At 70.8% G+C, this 19,909-nt stretch carries 19 protein-coding genes; 6 read left to right on the forward strand and 13 right to left on the reverse strand.

The window, feature by feature from the left end:
* The first annotated feature begins 241 nt into the window (after window positions 1-241).
* Window positions 242-931, forward strand: a complete 690-nt coding sequence (locus F4562_RS02035) for a PhzF family protein (RefSeq protein WP_184540528.1) — start codon at window positions 242-244, stop codon at window positions 929-931.
* Window positions 932-1,127: 196 nt separating this feature from the next.
* On the opposite strand, the gene F4562_RS02040 is transcribed toward F4562_RS02035, so the two are convergent.
* Together F4562_RS02040 and F4562_RS02045 are read right to left on the reverse strand one after the other, a co-directional pair.
* Window positions 1,128-1,562 (reverse strand): ester cyclase, encoded by a 435-nt coding sequence (locus F4562_RS02040; RefSeq protein WP_184540529.1) that lies wholly within the window; start codon window positions 1,560-1,562, stop codon window positions 1,128-1,130.
* A gap of 332 nt (window positions 1,563-1,894) precedes the next feature.
* The gene (locus F4562_RS02045; protein WP_246473330.1) at window positions 1,895-2,851 is read right to left on the reverse strand and encodes a cyclase family protein; all 957 of its coding nucleotides are present in this window, start codon (window positions 2,849-2,851) and stop codon (window positions 1,895-1,897) included.
* 346 nt (window positions 2,852-3,197) lie between these two features.
* Between F4562_RS02045 and F4562_RS02050 the strand changes: the two genes are divergently transcribed.
* Both F4562_RS02050 and F4562_RS02055 read left to right on the forward strand, forming a co-directional pair.
* Window positions 3,198-3,455 carry a hypothetical protein gene (locus F4562_RS02050; RefSeq protein WP_184540530.1) on the forward strand — a complete coding sequence of 86 codons (258 nt, stop codon included), beginning with the start codon at window positions 3,198-3,200 and terminating at the stop codon, window positions 3,453-3,455.
* Window positions 3,456-4,175: 720 nt separating this feature from the next.
* Window positions 4,176-4,352: a hypothetical protein gene (locus tag F4562_RS02055; RefSeq protein WP_184540531.1), complete on the forward strand. Its 177-nt coding sequence runs from the start codon at window positions 4,176-4,178 to the stop codon at window positions 4,350-4,352.
* Between the two features lie 61 nt (window positions 4,353-4,413).
* Here the strand turns inward: F4562_RS02055 and F4562_RS02060 are convergent, their stop codons facing one another.
* A complete protein-coding gene (locus F4562_RS02060) occupies window positions 4,414-4,926 on the reverse strand; it encodes an ATP-binding protein (RefSeq protein WP_221206597.1) in 513 nt (170 codons plus the stop codon).
* Window positions 4,927-5,157: 231 nt separating this feature from the next.
* Here F4562_RS02060 and F4562_RS02065 point away from each other — a divergent pair, with 231 nt between their 5' ends.
* Window positions 5,158-5,994 carry a helix-turn-helix domain-containing protein gene (locus F4562_RS02065; protein WP_184540533.1) on the forward strand — a complete coding sequence of 279 codons (837 nt, stop codon included), beginning with the start codon at window positions 5,158-5,160 and terminating at the stop codon, window positions 5,992-5,994.
* Complete coding sequence (locus F4562_RS02070; RefSeq protein ID WP_184540534.1) at window positions 5,982-6,194, forward strand: DUF397 domain-containing protein; 213 nt, start codon at window positions 5,982-5,984, stop codon at window positions 6,192-6,194. The genes F4562_RS02065 and F4562_RS02070 overlap by 13 nt, the downstream gene beginning before the upstream one ends.
* Before the next feature lie 191 nt (window positions 6,195-6,385).
* On the opposite strand, the gene F4562_RS02075 is transcribed toward F4562_RS02070, so the two are convergent.
* The 7 genes from F4562_RS02075 to F4562_RS02110 form a co-directional block, all read right to left on the reverse strand.
* Window positions 6,386-7,018 (reverse strand): hypothetical protein, encoded by a 633-nt coding sequence (locus tag F4562_RS02075; RefSeq protein WP_311733914.1) that lies wholly within the window; start codon window positions 7,016-7,018, stop codon window positions 6,386-6,388.
* Between the two features lie 111 nt (window positions 7,019-7,129).
* Window positions 7,130-9,718, reverse strand: a complete 2,589-nt coding sequence (locus F4562_RS02080) for a DUF4118 domain-containing protein (RefSeq protein WP_184540536.1) — start codon at window positions 9,716-9,718, stop codon at window positions 7,130-7,132.
* A gap of 1 nt (window position 9,719) precedes the next feature.
* Entirely contained in the window at window positions 9,720-10,580 is an 861-nt protein-coding gene (locus tag F4562_RS02085; RefSeq protein WP_184540537.1) for a potassium-transporting ATPase subunit C, read from the reverse strand.
* Window positions 10,581-12,707: a potassium-transporting ATPase subunit KdpB gene (gene kdpB, locus F4562_RS02090; RefSeq protein WP_184540538.1), complete on the reverse strand. Its 2,127-nt coding sequence runs from the start codon at window positions 12,705-12,707 to the stop codon at window positions 10,581-10,583.
* 2 nt (window positions 12,708-12,709) lie between these two features.
* The gene (gene kdpA / locus F4562_RS02095) at window positions 12,710-14,371 is read right to left on the reverse strand and encodes a potassium-transporting ATPase subunit KdpA (RefSeq protein ID WP_184540539.1); all 1,662 of its coding nucleotides are present in this window, start codon (window positions 14,369-14,371) and stop codon (window positions 12,710-12,712) included.
* Window positions 14,371-14,460, reverse strand: a complete 90-nt coding sequence (gene kdpF / locus F4562_RS34530) for a K(+)-transporting ATPase subunit F (RefSeq protein ID WP_184540809.1) — start codon at window positions 14,458-14,460, stop codon at window positions 14,371-14,373. Before kdpF ends, kdpA begins: the two co-directional genes overlap by 1 nt.
* A 397-nt stretch (window positions 14,461-14,857) precedes the next feature.
* Complete coding sequence (locus F4562_RS02110; RefSeq protein ID WP_184540540.1) at window positions 14,858-15,859, reverse strand: EamA family transporter; 1,002 nt, start codon at window positions 15,857-15,859, stop codon at window positions 14,858-14,860.
* 18 nt (window positions 15,860-15,877) lie between these two features.
* Here F4562_RS02110 and F4562_RS02115 point away from each other — a divergent pair, with 18 nt between their 5' ends.
* On the forward strand, window positions 15,878-16,393 hold the full coding sequence (locus F4562_RS02115; RefSeq protein ID WP_184540541.1) for a MarR family winged helix-turn-helix transcriptional regulator: 516 nt from the start codon (window positions 15,878-15,880) through the stop codon (window positions 16,391-16,393).
* Between the two features lie 186 nt (window positions 16,394-16,579).
* Here F4562_RS02115 and F4562_RS02120 read toward each other — a convergent pair whose 3' ends face one another.
* The 3 genes from F4562_RS02120 to F4562_RS02130 form a co-directional block, all read right to left on the reverse strand.
* Window positions 16,580-17,731, reverse strand: a complete 1,152-nt coding sequence (locus F4562_RS02120; RefSeq protein ID WP_184540542.1) for an acetyl-CoA C-acetyltransferase — start codon at window positions 17,729-17,731, stop codon at window positions 16,580-16,582.
* A 158-nt stretch (window positions 17,732-17,889) separates the two neighbouring features.
* Entirely contained in the window at window positions 17,890-18,705 is an 816-nt protein-coding gene (locus F4562_RS02125) for an SDR family oxidoreductase (protein ID WP_184540543.1), read from the reverse strand.
* Window positions 18,702-19,880 carry an acyl-CoA dehydrogenase family protein gene (locus F4562_RS02130; protein WP_184540544.1) on the reverse strand — a complete coding sequence of 393 codons (1,179 nt, stop codon included), beginning with the start codon at window positions 19,878-19,880 and terminating at the stop codon, window positions 18,702-18,704. Before F4562_RS02130 ends, F4562_RS02125 begins: the two co-directional genes overlap by 4 nt.
* Window positions 19,881-19,909: the final 29 nt, after the last annotated feature.

The following is a 19,909-nucleotide window of genomic DNA, read 5'->3' on the forward strand; positions in this document are numbered from 1 at the left end:
GCGATCACTCTTCCTCAAGGCTCGTGGCGCTACAGACATCGGACACTTGTTCGAAAACACCCTAGCCCGGCGTCGATGATCGCGGAAGGCGGACTCTCCCATGGCGGTACGGCGCCGGGGCCGCGGTGAGGTGTACGACCTGCGGCGGGCCCTCTGACCTCAGAAAAGCGCTGCTACGATATGCGCCGCTGCGATGGTCTTGGGGGTCCTTGTGGTTGTATGTCAGCTTGCTCAGGCGTTCGTGAACGAGGACGGCGCCTTCGGGAATCCGGCGCTGGTGATCCTCGAACCGCCGGGCACATCGGTGACGGCGGAGCAGCGGCGCGAGCTCGCCGTACGCCTGGGCGTCCCGGCAACGGTCTTCGTCCGTGACGCCGAGCGCGGGATCGTCGGCATCTACGGCTCCTACGATCAGGAGATCCGGTTCGGCGGGCACCCGTTGCTGGCCACGGTGGAGGTCCTGCACCGGCTGGGCACCGAGGTCAGGGAGCTCACGCCTGCGGCGGGACCGGTCGCCTGCCGCCGCGAGGCGAACGGAACGGTGTGGCTCAGGGCCCCGGCAGCCTGGTCGAAGCCCTGGCGCTTCTACGAGATGGACAGCCCGGCCGCGATCGACGCGCTGACCGGGCTTCCCGCCGGGGAGGACTTCACCCAGGTATGGGCGTGGATGGACCAGCAGGCTGGGCGGGTGCGAGCGCGGTTGTGGGCGCCGCGCATCGGCAAGGGCGAGGACGAGGCATGCGGGAGCGCCTCGATGTTGCTGACGCTCAGGCTCGGCCGTCCGCTGGAGGTCGTGCACGGGCAACACGGTTCGATCATCCTGACCAACCCCGTCGACGACGTCGAGGTGGAGCTCGGCGGACGCTGCACCGTCGTCGAGGCCGGCGCCGAGATCCGCAGGCAGGTCGACGACCTCTACCGGATCTCCTGAGCGGCGGTCCGGCACGCCCGGCAAGGTCGCCATGCTCGGCGTGTCGTTTTCTTCCCCGCTCTGGGCCTGATAGGCGGCCACCAGGTCAAGGACGCGGGCCCCGTCTCGATGTCCGGCCGCGCCGCGGTCCGGGTGAACCAGGTCTGTTCGGCGTTGTGCAGCGCCGGGGCGGGCGGAGCGCCGGTCCCGCGCGAGCCTAGGCGGGCGGTTCGGCCGGGGGGAGGAAGCGGACGCCGAGCTGGCTGTACGCCTCCAGTTGGTCGAAGTAGACGGAGTGGCTGACGATGAGGTCGTCCTCCACGGCGATGATCAAGCAGCACCGTACGGCCGTGCGCCGGCCGCTTCCCTCCAGCATCTCGCCCCCGCATATCAGGTAGGGCCCGGTGTGGGTGCCCGTGACCACGGCCTGGAGCACCACGACGTCACCGGCGCAGATCTTCTCCAGGACCTCCACGCGCAGGTCCGGGAAGCCTTCCCATGCCTGTTCGAGATACGAGGCAATCTGCTCCGGGTTCTCCGCCTGGATCTCCGGCGTCACGTTGACCGCTCCGGGGCTGTAGCACCGCACCACGGCCTCCAGGTCGTGGGCGTTGATCGCGTCGACCAGCCGGTCCGTGACGTCGGCCCCCACGAGAACCCCCTTCCCGCACCTGGAATCAGATCACCCGCGATACCACAAAATCCAGACTACCGGCCATTAATTACACAATTGGCCATTGAGCTTTTTCCACCGTGAAGGCACTGGTCAGGATGGGTCTGCGGGAAGCGATGGCGGATGAGAGGAGGATCCCGATGAGACAGCAGCCGACCGAGATCCGGTGCGCCGGCCCGGTGCCTCGTTGCCGTCTTACCGTGGGCTTACCGTGCCTCGATTCCACCGAACCTTTCCCAGTGAGCCTTGATCACGCCGAGTTCCAGGTGCGGGGCCGGGTCCTTCATGGCGTCGCACCTCGTGAACCGCGTTCAGAACGTGGCGATCGGATTGACCGGGCTACCGGACGTACCGGCGAAGCGGACCGGCGCGACCGCGAGGTGGAAGTCCCACTGGCCGAGCTCGGCAGCCGTCGTCGCGCACGCCTCCAGGTCGCAGTTGTCGAGCATCCACAGACCCATGGCGACGAGGCTCACGGCGTGAACCGGCATCAACACGCCTTCGTACCCCGATGGCTGAACGTCCTGGGGGGTGTCAGCGCCGATCAGCGCGACCTCCCGTTCATGCAGCCACGGCAGGCAGGACGCGTGCCAGCCGGCCTGCGTGAAACCGCTGACCGCACCGGTCTCGTGCCGGACGCGGCCATAGCCGGTCCGCAGGAGTACCGCGTCGCCGGATCGCACCCGCACACCCTGGCGACGCTCGGCCTCCTCGAGATCGTCGGGAAACACCCCCTGCCCCGGCTCCAACCACGGCACATCCCGCACGCTCGCGATGTCCAACAGGACACCACGCGTGATGATCCCGTTCGCCGCCGCCGTGACGGACGCCCACGCCGATCCCGTCGCGGCGTCGACCAGCGAGTGCGACCGCCCGTTGTACATCATGCCGTCCCAGAAGATGTGGCACGGCGAGTCGACGTGGGTGAGGGTGTTGCCGTGGAACGTGACGCCGAGCCGCTCGGACGAGAAGCCCCAGCGCCGGTCGTTGTGGAATCCGGGCACCGGCATGTCCTCGGCACCCGGCATGTCGGCGGCGCACGGGCAGGTCGTCGTCGACCGCTCCATGTCCTCCGGTACGGCGACCTCCCATGCGCACGACACGCTCCTGCCGTGGCGCACGGCCCGCGCCGCCGCCAGCCGGACGTCGTCGGTGATGTGGTTCAGAGTGCCGAGCTCGTCGTCGTCGCCCCATCGTCCCCAGTTCGACAGCGTGTCGAAGTACCCGAGCACGTCGTCCTGTGTGGGCATCGGTCGCCCTGCCGTCATCCCAGCATCGACTCCTCCGGTCACGTGGTTCGAGGCACCGCAGGCAGGGTATCCCGCCCTCTCCTTCGACATGACCTCGCCGGCCCCGGCTGACCGCCGCTCGGAAGGTCGGCTGATCGACGCCTTGACCGGCGCCGACGTGAAACCCCCCGCCCGCGCAGGGCGACGGAGCGCTCACGTGTTCAGGCCGGGCGAAATAACCTCAACAAACGCACCATCCGACCGAAATATGGAGAACCGGTATCTCCCCAAGCCGGGTAGCCGGTGCTCATATGAAGGTGTTCTCCTTTCTCAACGTGAGGAGTCACCGATGAAGATCCGCCGATTACATTCCGCTGTACTCGCCGTGGCACTGGGTGCCGGTGTCCTGGCTGGTACCGCACCCGCCTTCGCCGCCACCCAGACCAGTGCGGCCGTGGCCGCCGGGGGCTGGCCGACACCGGACTGGTACCTGCAGGGCCCCTACCCGACCCTGGCCGCCTGCGACCTCGCCTACGAGGACGCTGCGCAGAACGGTCAGTACACCGGGCTCGTCTACTGTCACTGGTTCCGCGGGGGTGGCCCTTATCTGGCGGGCTTCTACTACGAGGTGTACATCCCCTGAGCTTCAACAGGTGTGACGGTCAAGCCCCAGCCCTCAGTGCGGCGAGGCACGCCGCACATTCGGCCCTTGGCGGCGAGTCGGCTCACGGAATTCGTGCCGGAGGCAGTTTTTTTCACGCGTCATCACCACCCGGGTGCCCGACACTCCCCTTGATCACCGCCCCATCGGGCACGTAACGGACACGCGCGCTCACAGATCGGCAGAGGCATTCTGGACCGAGCGCGACGGCTCGGTCACGATGAGGACATGACTGGAAGCGGATCAGCGCAGCCGCCGACGGCGGGCGGAAGAGCAGGCTCGCGCCTGAACTGGACGGCAGTGAGCGCTCTGGCGGCTGCGATCGCCGCCGTGGTCGCACTGGTCGCCTACCTGATGCCACCGGCCCCGCCTCCGCCGCCCCAGTCCGACACGGTGGTTCCCACCCCCGCCCCGCCTCCGCCTCAGTCCGACACGGTGGTTCCCACTCCGGCCCCGCGGCCACCGTCACCGGATCCGGTCACCCCCCGGCATGCACCGCCGCCCCCGAGGCCATCGCCTGAGTCCGGCACGTCCCGACCACCCAGCCCCACACGAGCGGTCCCGGTTTCCCCTCCACCGCTGCCGGCGGTCCGGCCCGGCGGCTGCGACGAGGCAGCGGCGGCGCTGACCGCATACCGCCGGAACGCCGGGACCGTTCGCAGCAGCCAGGCGGCCGCGGCCCAGCAGACGTACCGTGATCTGATGGGCGCGGTTCTCGACGCGCAAGGAGCGGTGGGGGCGAAGATCAGTCGGCTGGCCGCCGAATTCCAGGAACTGAACTTCCGCTTGACCGGTATGACAGGCGGCGACCCCAACCAGGTGATCGCGGATATCAACACGGACATCGCGGAGCTCAGCAGGCTGTGCGAATCCATCTGACCTGACGACACGTCACAGCCCGGATCCGAGGCGGGGCGTCGGCCGGGTGGGACCGGTCAGTTCACCGGCACGATCCTCCCGCGAGAGTGACGGCATCGCTCGGCTCGTGCGCCGCAGCCGCCTCCGCAGGAGGCGATTCCTCCGGGGGCGACGGCCGTGCCGGGACCTCGCACCACACCGTCCGGCCCGGTTCCCGCCCGTGCGAGCGGTGCCCCCAGCTTCCGCCGGACAGCGCGGCGACGATCGCCAGCCCCCGGCCGCTCTCCGCGAGGAGACCCGCCGGTTCCGCGCGGACGCGCGGGCCACCGGCCGCCAGGCCCGCGTCCGAGACCTCGACGCGCAGCAGGCCGCCGTACGCCACCAGCCGCAGGACCAGCGGACCGGCCCCGGAAGGCCCCGTGATCCCGTACCGGGCGTGCAGGACGGCGTTGGTCACCAACTCGGAGACGACCAGCCGTACGGCCTCGTAGGCGGGATGCTCCTCCCCCAGCCATCGGCGGACCTCGTCCCGGGCCCGTGCGGGTGACGCGTGGTCACCGGTCAGGTGGATTTCTCTGTACGTCTCCGGACTCATCGGTTCGCCTCCCCCGGCCGGCCCCGGCCGGTCCTCCCACCCCATCCGGCCCGGCGGCCGGGCCGTCGCCGCGACTTCGGCGTGGCCCCCACAGATTCACAAAAGACCGGTGACCGGGACGGAGAAATGTATTCACACTGTGTTCACAATCATGTGAACTCCCCGCGCGACCGGAAGAACTCCCAGCACAATGGCCGGAGCCGATCCGAAAACGGCGAGAGGAGACCGCGGATGAGCATCCACCTGGAACCGGACCCGTCAATCTCTCCGCGCATTCAATTCGGTACGGAACTCCGCAAACTCCGACTTTCCGCAGGATTAACCCAGAGAAAGCTCTGCGCCGCGATCCATCTGTCGATCAGCCAGCTGAGCATGATCGAGAACGGCCATCGCCCGCCGACCCTGGACCTGGCCCGCAGGATGGACGAGGCCATGGGTTCGGGCACCGCGCTCACGGACCTGCTCGACCGCCTGAACCGCGCGGCGGCCCAGCTCCCCCGCTGGTTCCGCCCCTGGCTCGACTTCGAACGCGAGGCGGAGGCGCTGCGCATGTGGGCGTGTTTGATGATCCCCGGCCTGCTTCAGACCGAGGACTACGCACGGGCCATCCTGAGCCGCAGGCCGGGCAGCGCCGCCGGACAGGTCGAGGAACACGTCACCGCCCGGATGAACCGGCAGGAGATCCTGAAGCGGGCCGTGCCCCCACTGCTCTGGGTCATTCTGGACGAGGGTGTTCTCCATCGGCCCATAGCCGGACCCGAGGTGATGAAGGGGCAGTTCGAACGCCTTCTTCAGGACAGCGAAAACCTGCATATATCCATACAGATCCTTCCCTACTCAGCGCAGAACGTGCTTGGCTTACTGGGAAGCTTCACCATCGCGGATCCACCGAGGGGAAAACATCCCGCGGCCTATATCGACTCCCAAAGTCTGGAAGACCGGGTGAGCGACCGGCCCGACGACCTGAAAAACCTCGCATTCAGATACGACTCGATCCGGGCGGACGCGCTGCCCCGGCGCGAGTCACTCAACATGATCAAGGAGACGATACGGCGATGGACGACCTGACCCGGGAACTCAGCACAGCCGAGTGGCGTAAGTCCACCCTCTCCGGTGACGACGGAAGCGACTGCGTCGAAGTCGCGGTGCTCTCCACCGGCCACCGGGCCCTGCGCGACAGCAAGAACCGCACCGGCCCCGCCCTCCTGCTCACCCCCGGCCAGTGGACCGCCTTCCTGACCGGCGTGAGGAACGGCGACTTCGCCTGAAGAACGGCGACTTCGACTGACGGGCACCCCATGCACCGAGGTGACAGGCACCGGCCGAGGGAGGCGGGGCCGTAGTCGCCTTCCCCCGGCCGGCGCGGTCACGGGCGATGCCGGTTCCGGGCCTCACGTGGAGGCGACCATGAGCGGTGCCGGTCCCGGGCCTCGCGTGGAGGCGGCGTGGGCCGCCCCGCCTACAGGGACTCCACGCCCGCCGGGGAGTGCCGGCGCCGCTCCGCGCCGAGGAAGCGGACGACGACGAAGGCGATGACCGCGGCGGCCCCCACCCACACGACTGTTCTCCCCACGGCCTCGATCACCTCATTCCTGCCGGGCGGGAGCACGATCATCTGGACGGCGGCGCCGACCGGCACGGTCAACCTCGTGAGAAGGCCGATCACTCCCGGACGCCCTGCGCACGCTCCCACGACCCCCAGGGGTGCCCCGAAGACGACGCTGGTGACCCACCACAGCAGCGGCTCCTCCTGGTGCCAGGAGGATAAGGGTTCGCCGCTACGGGCGACCTCCATGACGCTGTAGGCGGCCACGGCCGCGAGCAGGGCCAGCGCTCCCGCGGCGGCGCCTCGGGCCAGTGCCGCGGGGCCACTCTCCCCCACGCGGGTGAACAGCCACCCCACGGCGACCGCCGCTCCCGCCCAGGCCCAGCCGGAGTCCACCAGCACGCTCACGATCTCTATCGCCGACACCCCGCTGGTCGTGGCGGCCCGGCTCTCCAGGTCCGCGTAGTGGTGGGAGACGGCGTTGATCAGGGAGGTCAGCGCGCCGAACCCCGCCCCGACCGTCAGGGCACCCACCAGGACCTTCACCAGGCGGGTGATACGCGGGTGATTCCGCCCTCGACGGGCATGTTTCCGATCATCAGTCATACATGCCTTCCTATCGCGCATGTCATGACGCGCGTCAAGTGATCAGACCGTTCACGGGGTGTGATCTCCGCCCTCATGCGGGGCCGGGACGTCGTCCTCCTCGGTCATGGCGTCACCCCCGGATGTGACGGGCATTCTGATGATCATGGTGAGGCCGCCGCCGGGCGTCTCCTCGGGCACGAGCGTGCCGCCCATGGCCTCGGTCAGCCCCCGCGAGAGCGCCAGCCCGAGGCCGACGCCCGTGCCGTTGTCGCGATCACCGAGCCGCTGGAACGGCAGGAACACCCGCTCGTGGTCCTCGGACGGGATGCCGGGACCACGGTCGACGACGCGGATCTCGACCGCGTCGTCGTGCCGGCTCGCCGTGATCGACACCTTGAGATCCGGCGGGTTGTGGCGCACGGCGTTGGTCGCCAGGTTGACCAGGACCCGTTCCAGCAGCGCCGGGTCGGCGGCGATCTCCGGCAGGTCGACGGGGATGTCGCCCTCGACCCGGTTCCACAGCGGTCCCAGGTCGTCGATGACGCGGGGGACGACCTCCTCCAGGGCGACGGGCTGGAGCGACAGACCCAGCACGCCGGCCTGCAGGCGGCTCATGTCGAGCAGGTTCTCCACCAGCCGCTCCAGCCGGGCCAGGGATTCGTCCGCGGTGGCCAGCAGCTCGTCGCGGTCCTCGGGTGACCAGTCGATGTCGTGGCCGCGCAGGCTCTCGACGGCGGCCTTGGCGGCCGACAACGGGGTGCGCAGGTCGTGGCTGACCGCGGCGAGCAGCGCGGTGCGCATCCGGTCTACCTCGGCCAGTGGTCTGGCCTGCTCGGCCTCTTCCCGCAGGCGCTGCTGGCGCAGCGCGACGGCGGCCTCGGCGGCGAACGCCTCCAGCACCCGCCGGTCGCCGGCGTCCAGCAGCCGTCCCCGCGCGGCGAGCACGAGGTCGTCGCCGATCCCCACGTCGGTGTCGGCGGTCGCGGGGCTGGTGCACGGCGCCGCCCCCGACGTGGCGACGATGCGCCAGGCGGCGGGCTCGGACCGGTCGTCCGGCGTGGGTTCACCGGCGCGTTCGAGCAGGGTCACCGAGTCGAGGGCGAACGTCTCGCGGAGCCGTTCGATCAGCGAGGGCAGCGCGGCCTCGCCGCGCAGCACGTGCCCGGCCAGTGTGGAGAGCACCTCGGCGTCGGCACGGGCGCGCACGGCCTCCCGGGTGCGCCGCGCCGCCAGGTCGACGATCGCGCTGACCGCCGCGGCGACCAGCACGAACACGACCAGTGCCAGCAGGTTCTCCGGGGCGGCGATGGTGAACCGCCCGACCGGCGGGGTGAAGAACCAGTTGATCAGCAGCGAGCCGCCCACCGCCGTGGTGATCGCGGGCCGGGCGCCGCCGATGAGCGCGACGCCGACGACCAGGCACAGGAACAGCAGGATCTCGCTGGGCAGCGAGATCGCGTCCCGCAGGGGCAGCAGGGCGGCGGTCAGCAGCGGCATGCCCGCCGCCGCGACCGTCCAGCCGATGAGCCGGCGCTTTCGGGTGAGCGCCGCCCGGGAGCGCTCCGGCCGGGTGCGGCCCTTCCTGGCCTCCTCGTGCGTGACGAGGTGGACGTCGATGGAGCCGGACAGCGCGGTGGTCTCCACCCCCACGCCCCGCAGGAGGAGCTGGGCGAAGCGTCCCCGCCTGGACGCCCCGAGCACGAGCTGGGTGGCGTTGACACCGCGGGCGAAGTCGAGCAGGGCACGCGGGATGTCGTCACCGACGACCTGGTGGTAGCTGCCGCCCATGCTCTCGACCAGGCCGCGCTGACGGACCAGGTGGGCCGGGTCGCCGCCGGTCAGCCCGTCTGAGGGGGTGACGTGCACCGCCAGCAGGTCGGCACCCTTGGTGCGGGCCGCGATGCGGGAGGCCCGCCGGAGCAGGGTGTCGCCCTCCGGGCCGCCGCTGAGCGCGACCACCACGCGCTCGCGCGCCTCCCATGTGGCGGCGATGCCGTGCTCGGCGCGGTAGCGGTCGAGTTGTTCGTCGACTTTCCCCGCCACCCACAGCAGGGCCAGTTCGCGCAGGGCGGTGAGGTTGCCGAGGCGGAAGTAGTTCGACAGTGCCGCGTCCACCTTCTCCGGCGCGTAGACGTTGCCGTGCGCCATGCGCCGGCGCAACGCCTCGGGCGACATGTCGACCAGCTCGATCTGGTCGGCCCGCCGCACCACCTCGTCGGGCACGGTCTCGCGCTGCGGGATGCCGGTGATCTGCCGGACGACGTCGTTGAGCGACTCCAGGTGCTGGATGTTCACCGTGGAGACGACGTCGATCCCGGCGTCGAGGATCTCCTCGACGTCCTGCCAGCGCTTGGCGTTCCTCGAACCCGGCACGTTGGTGTGGGCCAGCTCGTCGATCAGCGCGACCTTGGGGGCACGGGCCAGGACGGCGGCCACGTCGAGCTCGGTGAAGGCCGTCCCCCGGTGGACGAGCGTCGCACGGGGGATGACCTCCATGCCCTCCAGCAGGTCGGCGGTGCGGGCACGGCCGTGGGTCTCGACGAAGCCCACGACCACGTCCCGGCCGCGCGCGAGAGCGCGGCGGCCCTCGCTGAGCATCGCGTACGTCTTGCCGACCCCGGGCGCCGCCCCGAGGTAGACCCGCAGTCGCCCCCGCATGTCAGGCCCTGTCGAGGGCGAGGTTGAGTTCGAGCACGTTGACGACGGGCTCGCCCATGAAGCCGAGGGCACGGCCGGTGGTGTGCTCGCCGATCAGCGCGCGCACCCGCTCGACCGGCAGCCCGCGCTCCCGGGCCACCCGCGGCGCCTGCAGGTGGGCGTAGGCGGGCGAGATGTGCGGGTCCAGCCCGGAGCCGCTCGCCGTGACGGCGTCGGCGGGCACCCGCACCCGGACGGCGTCCCCGCGTACGGGGACGGTCCGGCCCGCGGCGTAGTCCTCGCCCGGCTCGGCGCACTCGACCTTCAGCCCCCGGTAGCCGGTGACGAAGGGGGCGGCGGGGCATGCCTGGTTGACGCTGACGGCGCGGTCGGGGAAGACCTTGAGCACCGCCCCCACCCCGTCCGGGGTGCAGTACGGGCGGGCGCCGCTGACGCCCTCCAGCTCCCCGACCGCCTTGGACCGGGCACAGACCCGGGTGAGCAGTGACTGCCTGCCCTCGTCCGGATTGCCCTCCTTATCCTTGGCGCCGGGCACCGGCAGCGTGTCGACGACGTCCTCGGGGCCCAGGTTGCCGGCGCCGGTCGAGGTGGGGTCATAGCCGTCGCCGGCCGCGGAGGGGCGGGACTGGAAGTACTTCTCGACGGGGTCGCCGTCGGCGTCGGTGAAGGACTGGCCGATCAGCGAACTGCCGATCGCCTTGCCGTCCTTGTCGATGACGGAGCCGTCGGCCCTGTCGTCGAACAGTGCCTGCGCCACGCCGGTGACCAGGAGCGGGTAGACGACGCCGGTGACCACCGTGAGCACGAGCAGCGCGCGCAGCGCCGCCACGTGCCGGCGAATCCAGCTGGGCATGCGGTTCATTTATGACATCCCCGGAAGGAACTGAACGATCAGGTCGATGATCTTTATGCCGATGAACGGGACGATGATCCCGCCCAGGCCGTAGACGTACAGGTTGCGGCTGAGCAGCTTGGACGCGCTGGACGGCCGGTATCTGACGCCCCGCAACGCGAGCGGGATCAGCGCGACGATCACCAGGGCGTTGAAGATCACCGCGGCCAGGATCGCCGACTGCGGGCTGGCCAGGCGCATGATGTTGAGCGCGTCCAGGCCGGGGTAGACCGCGGTGAACATCGCCGGGATGATCGCGAAGTACTTGGCGATGTCGTTGGCGATGGAGAAGGTGGTCAGCGCACCCCGGGTGATGAGCAACTGCTTGCCGATCTCGACGATCTCGATCAGCTTGGTGGGGTCGGAGTCCAGGTCGACCATGTTCCCGGCCTCCTTGGCGGCGCTGGTGCCGGTGTTCATCGCCACCCCGACGTCGGACTGGGCCAGGGCCGGGGCGTCGTTGGTGCCGTCCCCGGTCATCGCGACCATGCGACCGCCCTCCTGCTCCTTCCTGATCAGCGCGAGCTTGTCCTCGGGAGTGGCCTCGGCCAGGAAGCCGTCCACCCCGGCCTCGTCGGCGATGGCCTTGGCGGTCAGCGGGTTGTCACCGGTGATCATGACGGTGCGTATCCCCATGCGGCGCATCTCGTCGAAGCGCTCGCGCATGCCCTCCTTGACCACGTCCTTGAGGTGGACCACGCCGAGGACCCGGCCCTTCTCCGCGACCACCAGGGGCGTGCCGCCGGAGGCGGAGACACCGTCCACGATGTGCCCGACCTCTCCGGTCGGGTGGCCGCCGGTGTCGCGCACCCACTTCATCACGGCGGTCGCCGCGCCTTTGCGCACCTGGCGGCCGTCCAGGTCGACACCGGACATGCGGGTCTGCGCGGTGAAGGGCACCCACTCGGCGTGGGTCAGCTCACCCGGTCGACGCTCGCGTAACCCGTGGGCCCGCTTGGCGTGGACCACGATGGAGCGGCCCTCGGGCGTCTCGTCGGCCAGACTGGACAACTGCGCGGCCTCCGCCAGCTCCGCCCGGCTCACCCCGGCGACGGGGACGAACCCGGCGGCCTGCCGGTTGCCCAGGGTGATGGTGCCGGTCTTGTCCAGCAGCAGCGTGGAGACGTCTCCGGCGGCCTCGACCGCGCGGCCCGACATGGCCAGGACGTTGCGCTGCACCAGGCGGTCCATGCCGGCGATGCCGATGGCCGACAGCAGCGCGCCGATCGTGGTCGGGATCAGGCACACGATCAGCGAGACCAGCACGATCCCGCTGACGCCGTCGGCGGTCAGCGCGAGCGAGTCCGGCACGCCCGGGTTGACCGCCTTGGAGTAGACCGCCAGCGGCTGCATGGTCGCGGTGGCCACCAGGAAGACGACGGTCAGGGCGGCGAGCAGGATGTTGAGCGCGATCTCGTTCGGCGTCTTCTGCCGGTTCGCCCCCTCGACCAGGGCGATCATACGGTCGACGAAGCTCTCACCGGGTTTCTGGGTGATCCGGACGATGATCCGGTCGGACAGCACCTTGGTGCCGCCGGTCACCGCGGAGCGGTCTCCGCCGGACTCGCGGATGACCGGAGCGGACTCACCGGTGATGGCGGACTCGTCCACCGACGCGATGCCCTCGACCACGTCGCCGTCGCCCGGGATGACCTCTCCGGCCTCGACGACCACGTGGTCGCCCTGCCGGAGTTCGGACGCGCCGACCTCGTCCCACCGGCCGTGGTCGTCGCGGCTCCTGAGGCGGCGGGCGGTGGTGTCGCGCTTGGCCGCGCGCAACGTCGCGGCCTGCGCCTTGCCACGCCCCTCGGCCACGGCCTCGGCGAGATTGGCGAAGATCACTGTCAGCCAGAGCCAGACCACGATCGCCCAGGCGAACCACGACGGGTCGGCGACGGCGAGCACGGTGGTGAAGGCGGCGCCGACCTCGACGACGAACATCACCGGGTTGCGCCACATCGTCACGGGGTTCAGCTTCCTGACCGCGTCCGGCAGCGACCTGATCATCTGTCCGGGGTCGAGCAGACCGCCGCCGGCCCGGCCGTTCCTCTGCGGTGACGGCGCCTGGCCAGGTGGTTCCAGCACGTGCGTTGACATCTCTAGTGGATTCCTTCCGCGAGGGGGCCGAGCGCCAGGGCCGGCAGGAAGGTGAGGGCGACCAGGATGACCGTCACACCGACGACGAGGCCGACGAACTGCGGCCGGTGGGTGGGCAGCGTGCCCGCCGAGGCGGGGACGGGCGTCTGCCGGGCCAGCGATCCGGCCAGCGCCAGCACCAGCACGATCGGCAGGAACCGGCCGAAGACCATGCACAACCCGAGGGTGGTGTTGTGGAAGGGCGTGTTCACGCTGACCCCGGCGAAGGCCGAGCCGTTGTTGTTGGACGCGCTGGCGTAGGCGTACAGGATCTCCGACAGGCCGTGCGGGCCGGTGTTCAGCATCGCCGCGCGGCCGGTTTCGGTGGCCATGGCCACGGCCGTGCCGACCAGCACCAGGGCGGGGGTGACCAGGAGGTACAGCGAGGCCAGTTTGATCTCCCGGGCACCGATCTTCTTGCCCAGGTACTCGGGGGTGCGGCCGACCATCAGGCCCGCCACGAACACCGTGATCACCGCCAGGATCAGCATGCCGTACAGTCCCGCGCCGACCCCGCCGGGCGCCACCTCGCCGAGCAGCATGTTGACGATCAGCATGCCACCGCCGAGCGCGGTGTAGGAGTCGTGGAAGGAGTCGACCGCGCCGGTGCTGGTGAGGGTGGTGGCGCTGGCGAACATGGCCGAGTTCGAGACGCCGAAACGCGTCTCGCGACCCTCCACCGCCGCCCCGACCGCCTGCGGCACCGTGCCGCCCGCGGACAGCTCGGCCCACTGGGTGACGCCGACGCTGACGACCGCGATGATCGCCATCACGCCGATGATGGCGTAACCCTGCCGGTTGTCGCCCACCATGCGGCCGAACGTGCGCGGCAGGCAGGAGGCGATCACCGTCAGCAGAAGGATCTCCACCCAGTTCGTCCAGGACGTGGGGTTCTCGAACGGGTGGGCGGCGTTGGCGTTGAAGACGCCGCCGCCGTTCGTGCCCAGGTTCTTGATCGCCTCCTGGGAGGCGGCCGCGGCTGGGGTGAACGTCTGCTCACCGCCGGTCAGCGTGGTCCACGTGCCGTGGTCGGCGAACGTCTGGATCACGCCGCCGGCCACCAGCACCGACGCGGCGACGAACGCGATCGGCAGCAGGATGCGGAGCGTGCCGCGGACCAGGTCGACCCAGAAGTTGCCCAGTGTGTCGGTCCCGGTGCGGGCGAAGCCCCGGACGAGTGCGACGGCCACCGCCATGCCGACGGCGGCGGAGACGAAGTTCTGCACGGCCAGGCCACCGGTCTGCACCAGGTGGCCCATCGTGGACTCGCCGGAGTACGCCTGCCAGTTGGTGTTGGTGACGAAGCTGATCGCCGTGTTCCAGGCCGGGGCGGGCTCCACCGGCCCCATGCCGAGGGACAGCAGCAGGTGGTTCTGCAGGCGCTGCAGGCCGTACAGGAACAGGACCGAGACGACCGAGAAGGCCAGCACGCCGCGCGCGTAGACGCCCCAGCGCTGTTCGCCGTCGGGCCGCACGCCGAGCAGCCGGTAGATCACCCGCTCGACGGCGTTGTGCCGGGTTCCGGTGTAGACGCGGTACATGTAGTCGCCCAACGGCCGGTAGCACAGCGCGAGCGCGAGCAGCAGGGAGACGACGAACGCCATCCCCGCCAGGGTCGACGGCATCAGAAACGCTCCGGGAACAGCAGGGCCACGACCATGAAGACCAGCAGGCCGGCGACCACGACGAGCCCGGTGGCGTTGACGGTGCTCACAGTCGCTCCACCGCCCTCACGACCAGCCCCAGGACCGCGAAGACCGCGATCGTCAGGGCGACGAAGATGACGTCCGCCATCCTCACTCCTCAATCTGGACATGTTTGTTTCCGCCGCCCCTGTCGCGGGCGGCCTAGAAACAGGAAATCGCCAGATTTAGGGGTTTCTGCTGTTCTTGATGGGATTCATACGGCGAAGGCCCTGATATTGACGGTATTCCTACACCTGTCCCTTCGAGAGGCGGCCCGCCCCTTCGCGAGGCGCCTCGACGGCACGCCGGGGTCGCGCGGGCCGTCGCTCCCACACCGCTCCGGAACCGTCACGACCGGTGGCGGTCGCTCTCCGACGAGGTGAGTACGACGGCCGGACCGCGGCGGATCGTCCGGACCATGATCGTTCACGTCTTCTCGGCGGTCGAAGGCGCCGTCTCCGGGACCGGCGAGGTGGCGAGAACCGCGGGACGACGGATGGAATCGGACCCCTGGACCGGATCAGACCCGCGGACGGAACCAGGCCCGCGGACGGCCCGGCGCCGGGCGAGCGAGACGAGGCGGGCGGCGGCGGGCTGTCCGAGCAGGATCCCGCCCAGGACCAGCACCAGTCCGCAGAGCTGCCGCACGGTGAGCGTCTCCCCCGCGACCACCGTGCCGAGCAGCACCCCCGTCACCGGGTTCAGCAGCCCGATGAGCCCCACCGTCCCGGCCGGCAGGTGCCGCAGCCCGGTGAACCAGGCCGCGAAGGCGAGGGCCGTCGCGATGAAGGAGACGTAACCGAATCCGAGGACCGCGGCCCCGTCCAGGGCCGGCGGCGGGCCCTCCGCCGCGACGGCGAAGGGAACCAGGATCACTCCCCCGGCGATGAGCTGCCACGACGTCGACGACAGCACGTCGACCTCCGCGCTCCATCTCTTGGCCAGCACGGCCCCGAACGACGACATCGTCATGGCCGCGACGGACGCGAGCACGCCGGGGACACTCATGGCGGCCGTGCCCGTGAACAGCATCAGGCACACCCCTCCGATGCCGATACCGGCCCCGGCCAGGTGCAGGACCCGTGGCCGCTCCGACAGCAGCGTCCAGGCCAGGAGCATCATCACGACGGTCGACGTCGCCATGATCGTCGAGGCGACGCTCGTCGGAAGCAACTGGGCCGACAGATAGATCAGCGCGAAGAACGCGCTCATGTTGAGGGTTGCGAGGACCAGGGACTTCCACCACCACGACCCGCGGGGACGTTTCCTGCTGATGAGCAGGAGTAGCAGCCCCGCGGGCAGGGCCCTGACGGCGGCGCCGTACAGCGGGTAGCCGGAAGGCAGGAACTGGTGGGTGACGAAGTAGGTGGCTCCCCACGCGACCGGCGCCAGCGCCGTGACGGCCAGCCATCGAAAATTAGCTTCCATGGAAGCTATGCTCTCATCATGAGCGAACCCTCAGATCACGTCGCCCGCATCAAGCGGGACTGGGCCCGCGAGCGACCGGACCTGGACGTCGGCCCGCAGGGCGTCATCGGGCGGCTCCACCGCCTCGCCGCGCACCTCACCGAGCAGCTCTGCGTCGTCTACCGGCGTTACGGGCTCGGGGAGGGGGAGTTCGACGTCCTCGCCACCCTGCGGCGCGCCGGGCCGCCGTTCGAACGCGCTCCCGGAGAGCTCGCCGCCTTCACCATGGTCACCACCGGCGCGATGACCAAGCGCATCGACCGGCTCGAACGCGACGGGCTCGTCACCCGCCGCCCGAGTGAGCACGACGGCCGCGGGCGGGTGGTCGCGCTCACCCCCGCGGGAAAGGACCTGATCGACCGGGCGTTCACCGATCACATACGCAACGAGCACCGGCTCCTCGGCGACCTCACCACCGAGGAGGCCGCACAGCTCGAAACGCTCCTCGCCGCCTGGCTCACCCGCGTCGAAGCACCCCTCCGGACGGACGCCTGATCCCTCCGGACGCGCACCTGAGCCTTCCGGATGGGCACCTGAGCTCTCTGGACGGGCGCCTGCCCCCTCCGGACGGACATCCGGCTCTTCCGGCCAGGCACCTGACCCCTCCGGACGGGTACCCGCCCCTCCCGGGAGACCGTCCCGTCACGGGCACCGGCCACCTGCCGGGACGGGGGAAAGCGGTCAGATCCGCTCGATGACGGTGACGTTGGCCTGGCCGCCGCCCTCGCACATCACCTGGAGGGCGTAGCGTCCTGCCCGCCGTTCGAGCTCGTACAGCATCGTCGTCATCAGCCGGGTGCCGGTCGCCCCGATGGGGTGTCCCAGGGCGATGGCGCCGCCGTTGACGTTGACCCGGTCCGGGTCGGCGCCGATCTCCTTCATCCAGGCGAGCACGACGGACGCGAACGCCTCGTTGACCTCGACGAGGTCGAAGTCGTCGATCGACATCCCGGTCCGGCCGAGTGCGTGGCGGGTGGCCGGGATCGGCGCGGTCAGCATCCAGACCGGGTCGTCGCCGCGCACGGAGATGTGGTGGAGCCGTGCCCGCGGTGTCAGGCCGAACCCGGCGACGGCCCGTTCCGACGCGACCAGCACGGCGGACGCGCCGTCGCTGATCTGGCTCGCGACGGCCGCCGTGACGCGTCCGCCCTCCCGCAGGGGTGCGAGCGCGGCCATCCTCTCCAGGCTGGTGTCGCGGCGCGGGCCCTCGTCGGCGGAGACCCCGCCGACCGGTTCGATCTCCTCGTCGAACCGGCCCCCGTCGATCGCCGCGACGGCACGGCGGTGGCTGCGGAGAGCGAACTCCTCCATGTCCTCCCGGCTGATCCCCCACCGCTCGGCGATCATCTCGGCCGCTCCGAACTGGGAGACCTCCCGGTTCCCGTACCGGGCGAGCCAGCCCTTCGACTCGGCGAACGGGGTGGTGAACCCGAACTGCCGCCCGGCCGTCATCGCGGCCGAGATGGGGATCGCCGACATGTTCTGCACCCCGCCGGCGACGACGAGATCCGCCGTACCGGACATGACGGCCTGCGCGGCGAAGTGCACGGCCTGCTGGCTGGAGCCGCACTGCCGGTCGACGGTCACCCCGGGCACGTGGTCCGGCAACCCGGCCGCGAGCCACGCGGTCCTGGCGACGTCGCCCGCCTGGGAGCCGATCGTGTCCGTGCAACCGAAGACGACGTCGTCGACGCGGGCCGGGTCGATCCCGCTCCGGCCGACGAGCGCATTGATCACGTGGGCACCCAGGTCTGCGGAGTGCACCCCGGCGAGCCCGCCGCCGCGACGGCACACGGGGGTGCGGACTGCGTCGATGAGATATGCCTCGGCCATGTGCGGCCTCCTTCGTGAGCCGGGGGCGGATGCGGGTCAAGGGCCGGGTGCGGTCCCGGTGCTGGTCAGGGGCCGGGACCGGATGCGGGCCGGGTACGGGTCAACAGGCGGATGCGGACCCGGTACGGGGCAGCGGGCCGATCCAGGCCGGGTGCGGGTCAGGGGTGCTGGCTGCTCACCGACACCACCTCGCCGGTGAGGTAGGAGGAGTAGTCGCTGGCCAGGAAGACCATGACGTTGGCGACCTCCCACGGTTCGGCGGCCCGCCCGAACGCCTCCTTCGCCGTCAGCTCCGCGAGGAGCTCCCCGGTGGTGACCTTGGCGAGGAAGGGGTGCATGGCGAGGCTCGGTGAGACGGCGTTCACCCGGATCCCGTGCGGGGCCAGATCCATCGCGGCGGACCTGGTCAGGGCCATGACTCCCGCCTTGGCCGCCGCGTAGTGCGCCTGCCCCCGTTGCGCGCGCCACCCGGCGACGGAGGCGTTGTTGACGATCACACCGGTCCTGCCCGCCTTCACCATGCGGTTGCCCGCGGCCCGGACGCAGCGGAAGGTCCCGGTGAGCGTGACGTCGAGGACCTTGCCCCACTGGTCGTCGGTCATGTCGAGGACGGAGGCCGTGCCGCCCAGCCCGGCATTGTTGATCATCACGTCGACCCCGCCGAAGTCCTCGGCCCGGTCGAGGAGCGCGCCGACCTGGGTCTCCTCGGTCACGTCGCACGGAACGGCCGCCACCCGGTCCGTCCCGAACTCCGCCCCGAGCGCCTCCGCGGCCTCGGCGAGCCGGCGCCGGTGCGTGTCGCCGAGGACGACGGCGCGGGCTCCCTCCTCCAGGCAGCGCCGCACGACCGCCGCGCCGATGCCCGCCCCCGCCGCCGCGGTGACCACCGTCGTACGCCCTGCCAGCAGCCCGTGCCCGGGCACGTAGGCCGGGACGGGCCCGCCGGTCCGCCCACCGGTCCGCCCGGCGGTCACGGCCGGACCTCCTTGGGCAGGCCGAGCACCCGCTCGGCGAGGATGTTGCGCTGGATCTCGTTCGAGCCGCCGTAGATGGTGTCGGCACGGGTCTGCAGGTAGAGGCGCTGGAGGTCGTCGAGCTCGTACGGCGGGGCCTGGACGACCAGTGACGCCGCCCCGGCGACCTCCATGGCGAGCTCGCCCAGAGCGCGGTGCCAGGTGGCCCAGACCAGTTTGGACACCGACGCCTGCGCGGGGCCGGTGGAGGCGTCGTCCGCGAGGGTGCGCAGGGCGTGCAGCCGCATCACCTCCAGGCCCATCCGGGCACGCGCGACACGGTCCTGGATCACCGGGTCGTCGATCGCGCCGGTCCGCCGGGCGAGGGCCACCACGGCGTCGAGCTCGCGTGCGAATCCGATCTGCTGCCCGACGGTCGAGACACCGCGTTCGAGTCCCAGGGTTCCCATGGCGACCCGCCAGCCGTCGCCGGGGGCTCCGACGACCATGGACGCCCCGGTGCGGGCACCGTCGAAGTACACCTCGTTGAACTCGGCCGTGCCGGTCAGCTGGGTGATCGGCCGCACCTCGACGCCGTCCTGGCGCATGGGCACGAGCAGGTACGACAGGCCGGCGTGGCGCCGGGAGCCGGGGACGGTACGGGCGATCATGAAACACCAGTCCGCCCGGTGCGCCAGCGACGTCCACACCTTCTGGCCGTCGACGACCCACTCGTCCCCGTCGAGACGGGCCCGGGCCGACACCGAGGCCAGGTCGGAACCCGCGCCGGGCTCGGAGTACCCCTGGCACCACAGCTCCTCCACCGCGACGATGGGCGGCAGGAAACGGCGTCGCTGCCCGTCGGTGCCGAACGCGATCAGCGTCGGGCCCAGCAGGTTCTCGCCGAGGTGGTTGACCCGGCCGGGGGCGTCGGCGCGCGCGTACTCCTCGTGGAAGATCACCTGGCGTGGCAGGCTCAGCCCCCGTCCCCCGTGCTCCGGCGGCCAGCCGAGGCAGGTCCAGCCGTGGGCGCCGAGGTGCCGGTCCCAGGCGAGCCGCTCCTCGAACGCCTGGTTCTCCCCGCCGGGCCCGCCGGTCCCGCGCAGCCCGGCGAAGTCGCCCGACAGGTGGGTCTCCAGCCAGTCCCGGATCTCGAGGCGGAACGCCTCGTCGGCCGCCGAGTACGTCAGGTCCACATCAGCCCCTCTGCCGTGTGCGTCCCGCC

Origin of the sequence: Streptosporangium becharense (assembly GCF_014204985.1) — a bacterium.
Lineage (GTDB): Bacteria > Actinomycetota > Actinomycetes > Streptosporangiales > Streptosporangiaceae > Streptosporangium > Streptosporangium becharense.

Excerpts from the sequence above, each read along its gene's own strand:
- F4562_RS02045 (WP_246473330.1), bottom strand. The coding sequence starts at position 2,851 with ATGACGGCAGGGCGACCGATGCCCACACAGGACGACGTGCTCGGGTAC.
- F4562_RS02055 (WP_184540531.1), top strand. The coding sequence starts at position 4,176 with ATGGGCGCGGTTCTCGACGCGCAAGGAGCGGTGGGGGCGAAGATCAGT.
- F4562_RS02060 (WP_221206597.1), bottom strand. The coding sequence starts at position 4,926 with ATGAGTCCGGAGACGTACAGAGAAATCCACCTGACCGGTGACCACGCG.
- F4562_RS02065 (WP_184540533.1), top strand. The coding sequence starts at position 5,158 with ATGAGCATCCACCTGGAACCGGACCCGTCAATCTCTCCGCGCATTCAA.
- F4562_RS02070 (WP_184540534.1), top strand. The coding sequence starts at position 5,982 with ATGGACGACCTGACCCGGGAACTCAGCACAGCCGAGTGGCGTAAGTCC.
- F4562_RS02080 (WP_184540536.1), bottom strand. The coding sequence starts at position 9,718 with ATGCGGGGGCGACTGCGGGTCTACCTCGGGGCGGCGCCCGGGGTCGGC.
- F4562_RS02085 (WP_184540537.1), bottom strand. The coding sequence starts at position 10,580 with ATGAACCGCATGCCCAGCTGGATTCGCCGGCACGTGGCGGCGCTGCGC.
- kdpB (WP_184540538.1), bottom strand. The coding sequence starts at position 12,707 with ATGTCAACGCACGTGCTGGAACCACCTGGCCAGGCGCCGTCACCGCAG.
- kdpA (WP_184540539.1), bottom strand. The coding sequence starts at position 14,371 with ATGCCGTCGACCCTGGCGGGGATGGCGTTCGTCGTCTCCCTGCTGCTC.
- F4562_RS02110 (WP_184540540.1), bottom strand. The coding sequence starts at position 15,859 with ATGGAAGCTAATTTTCGATGGCTGGCCGTCACGGCGCTGGCGCCGGTC.
- F4562_RS02115 (WP_184540541.1), top strand. The coding sequence starts at position 15,878 with ATGAGCGAACCCTCAGATCACGTCGCCCGCATCAAGCGGGACTGGGCC.
- F4562_RS02120 (WP_184540542.1), bottom strand. The coding sequence starts at position 17,731 with ATGGCCGAGGCATATCTCATCGACGCAGTCCGCACCCCCGTGTGCCGT.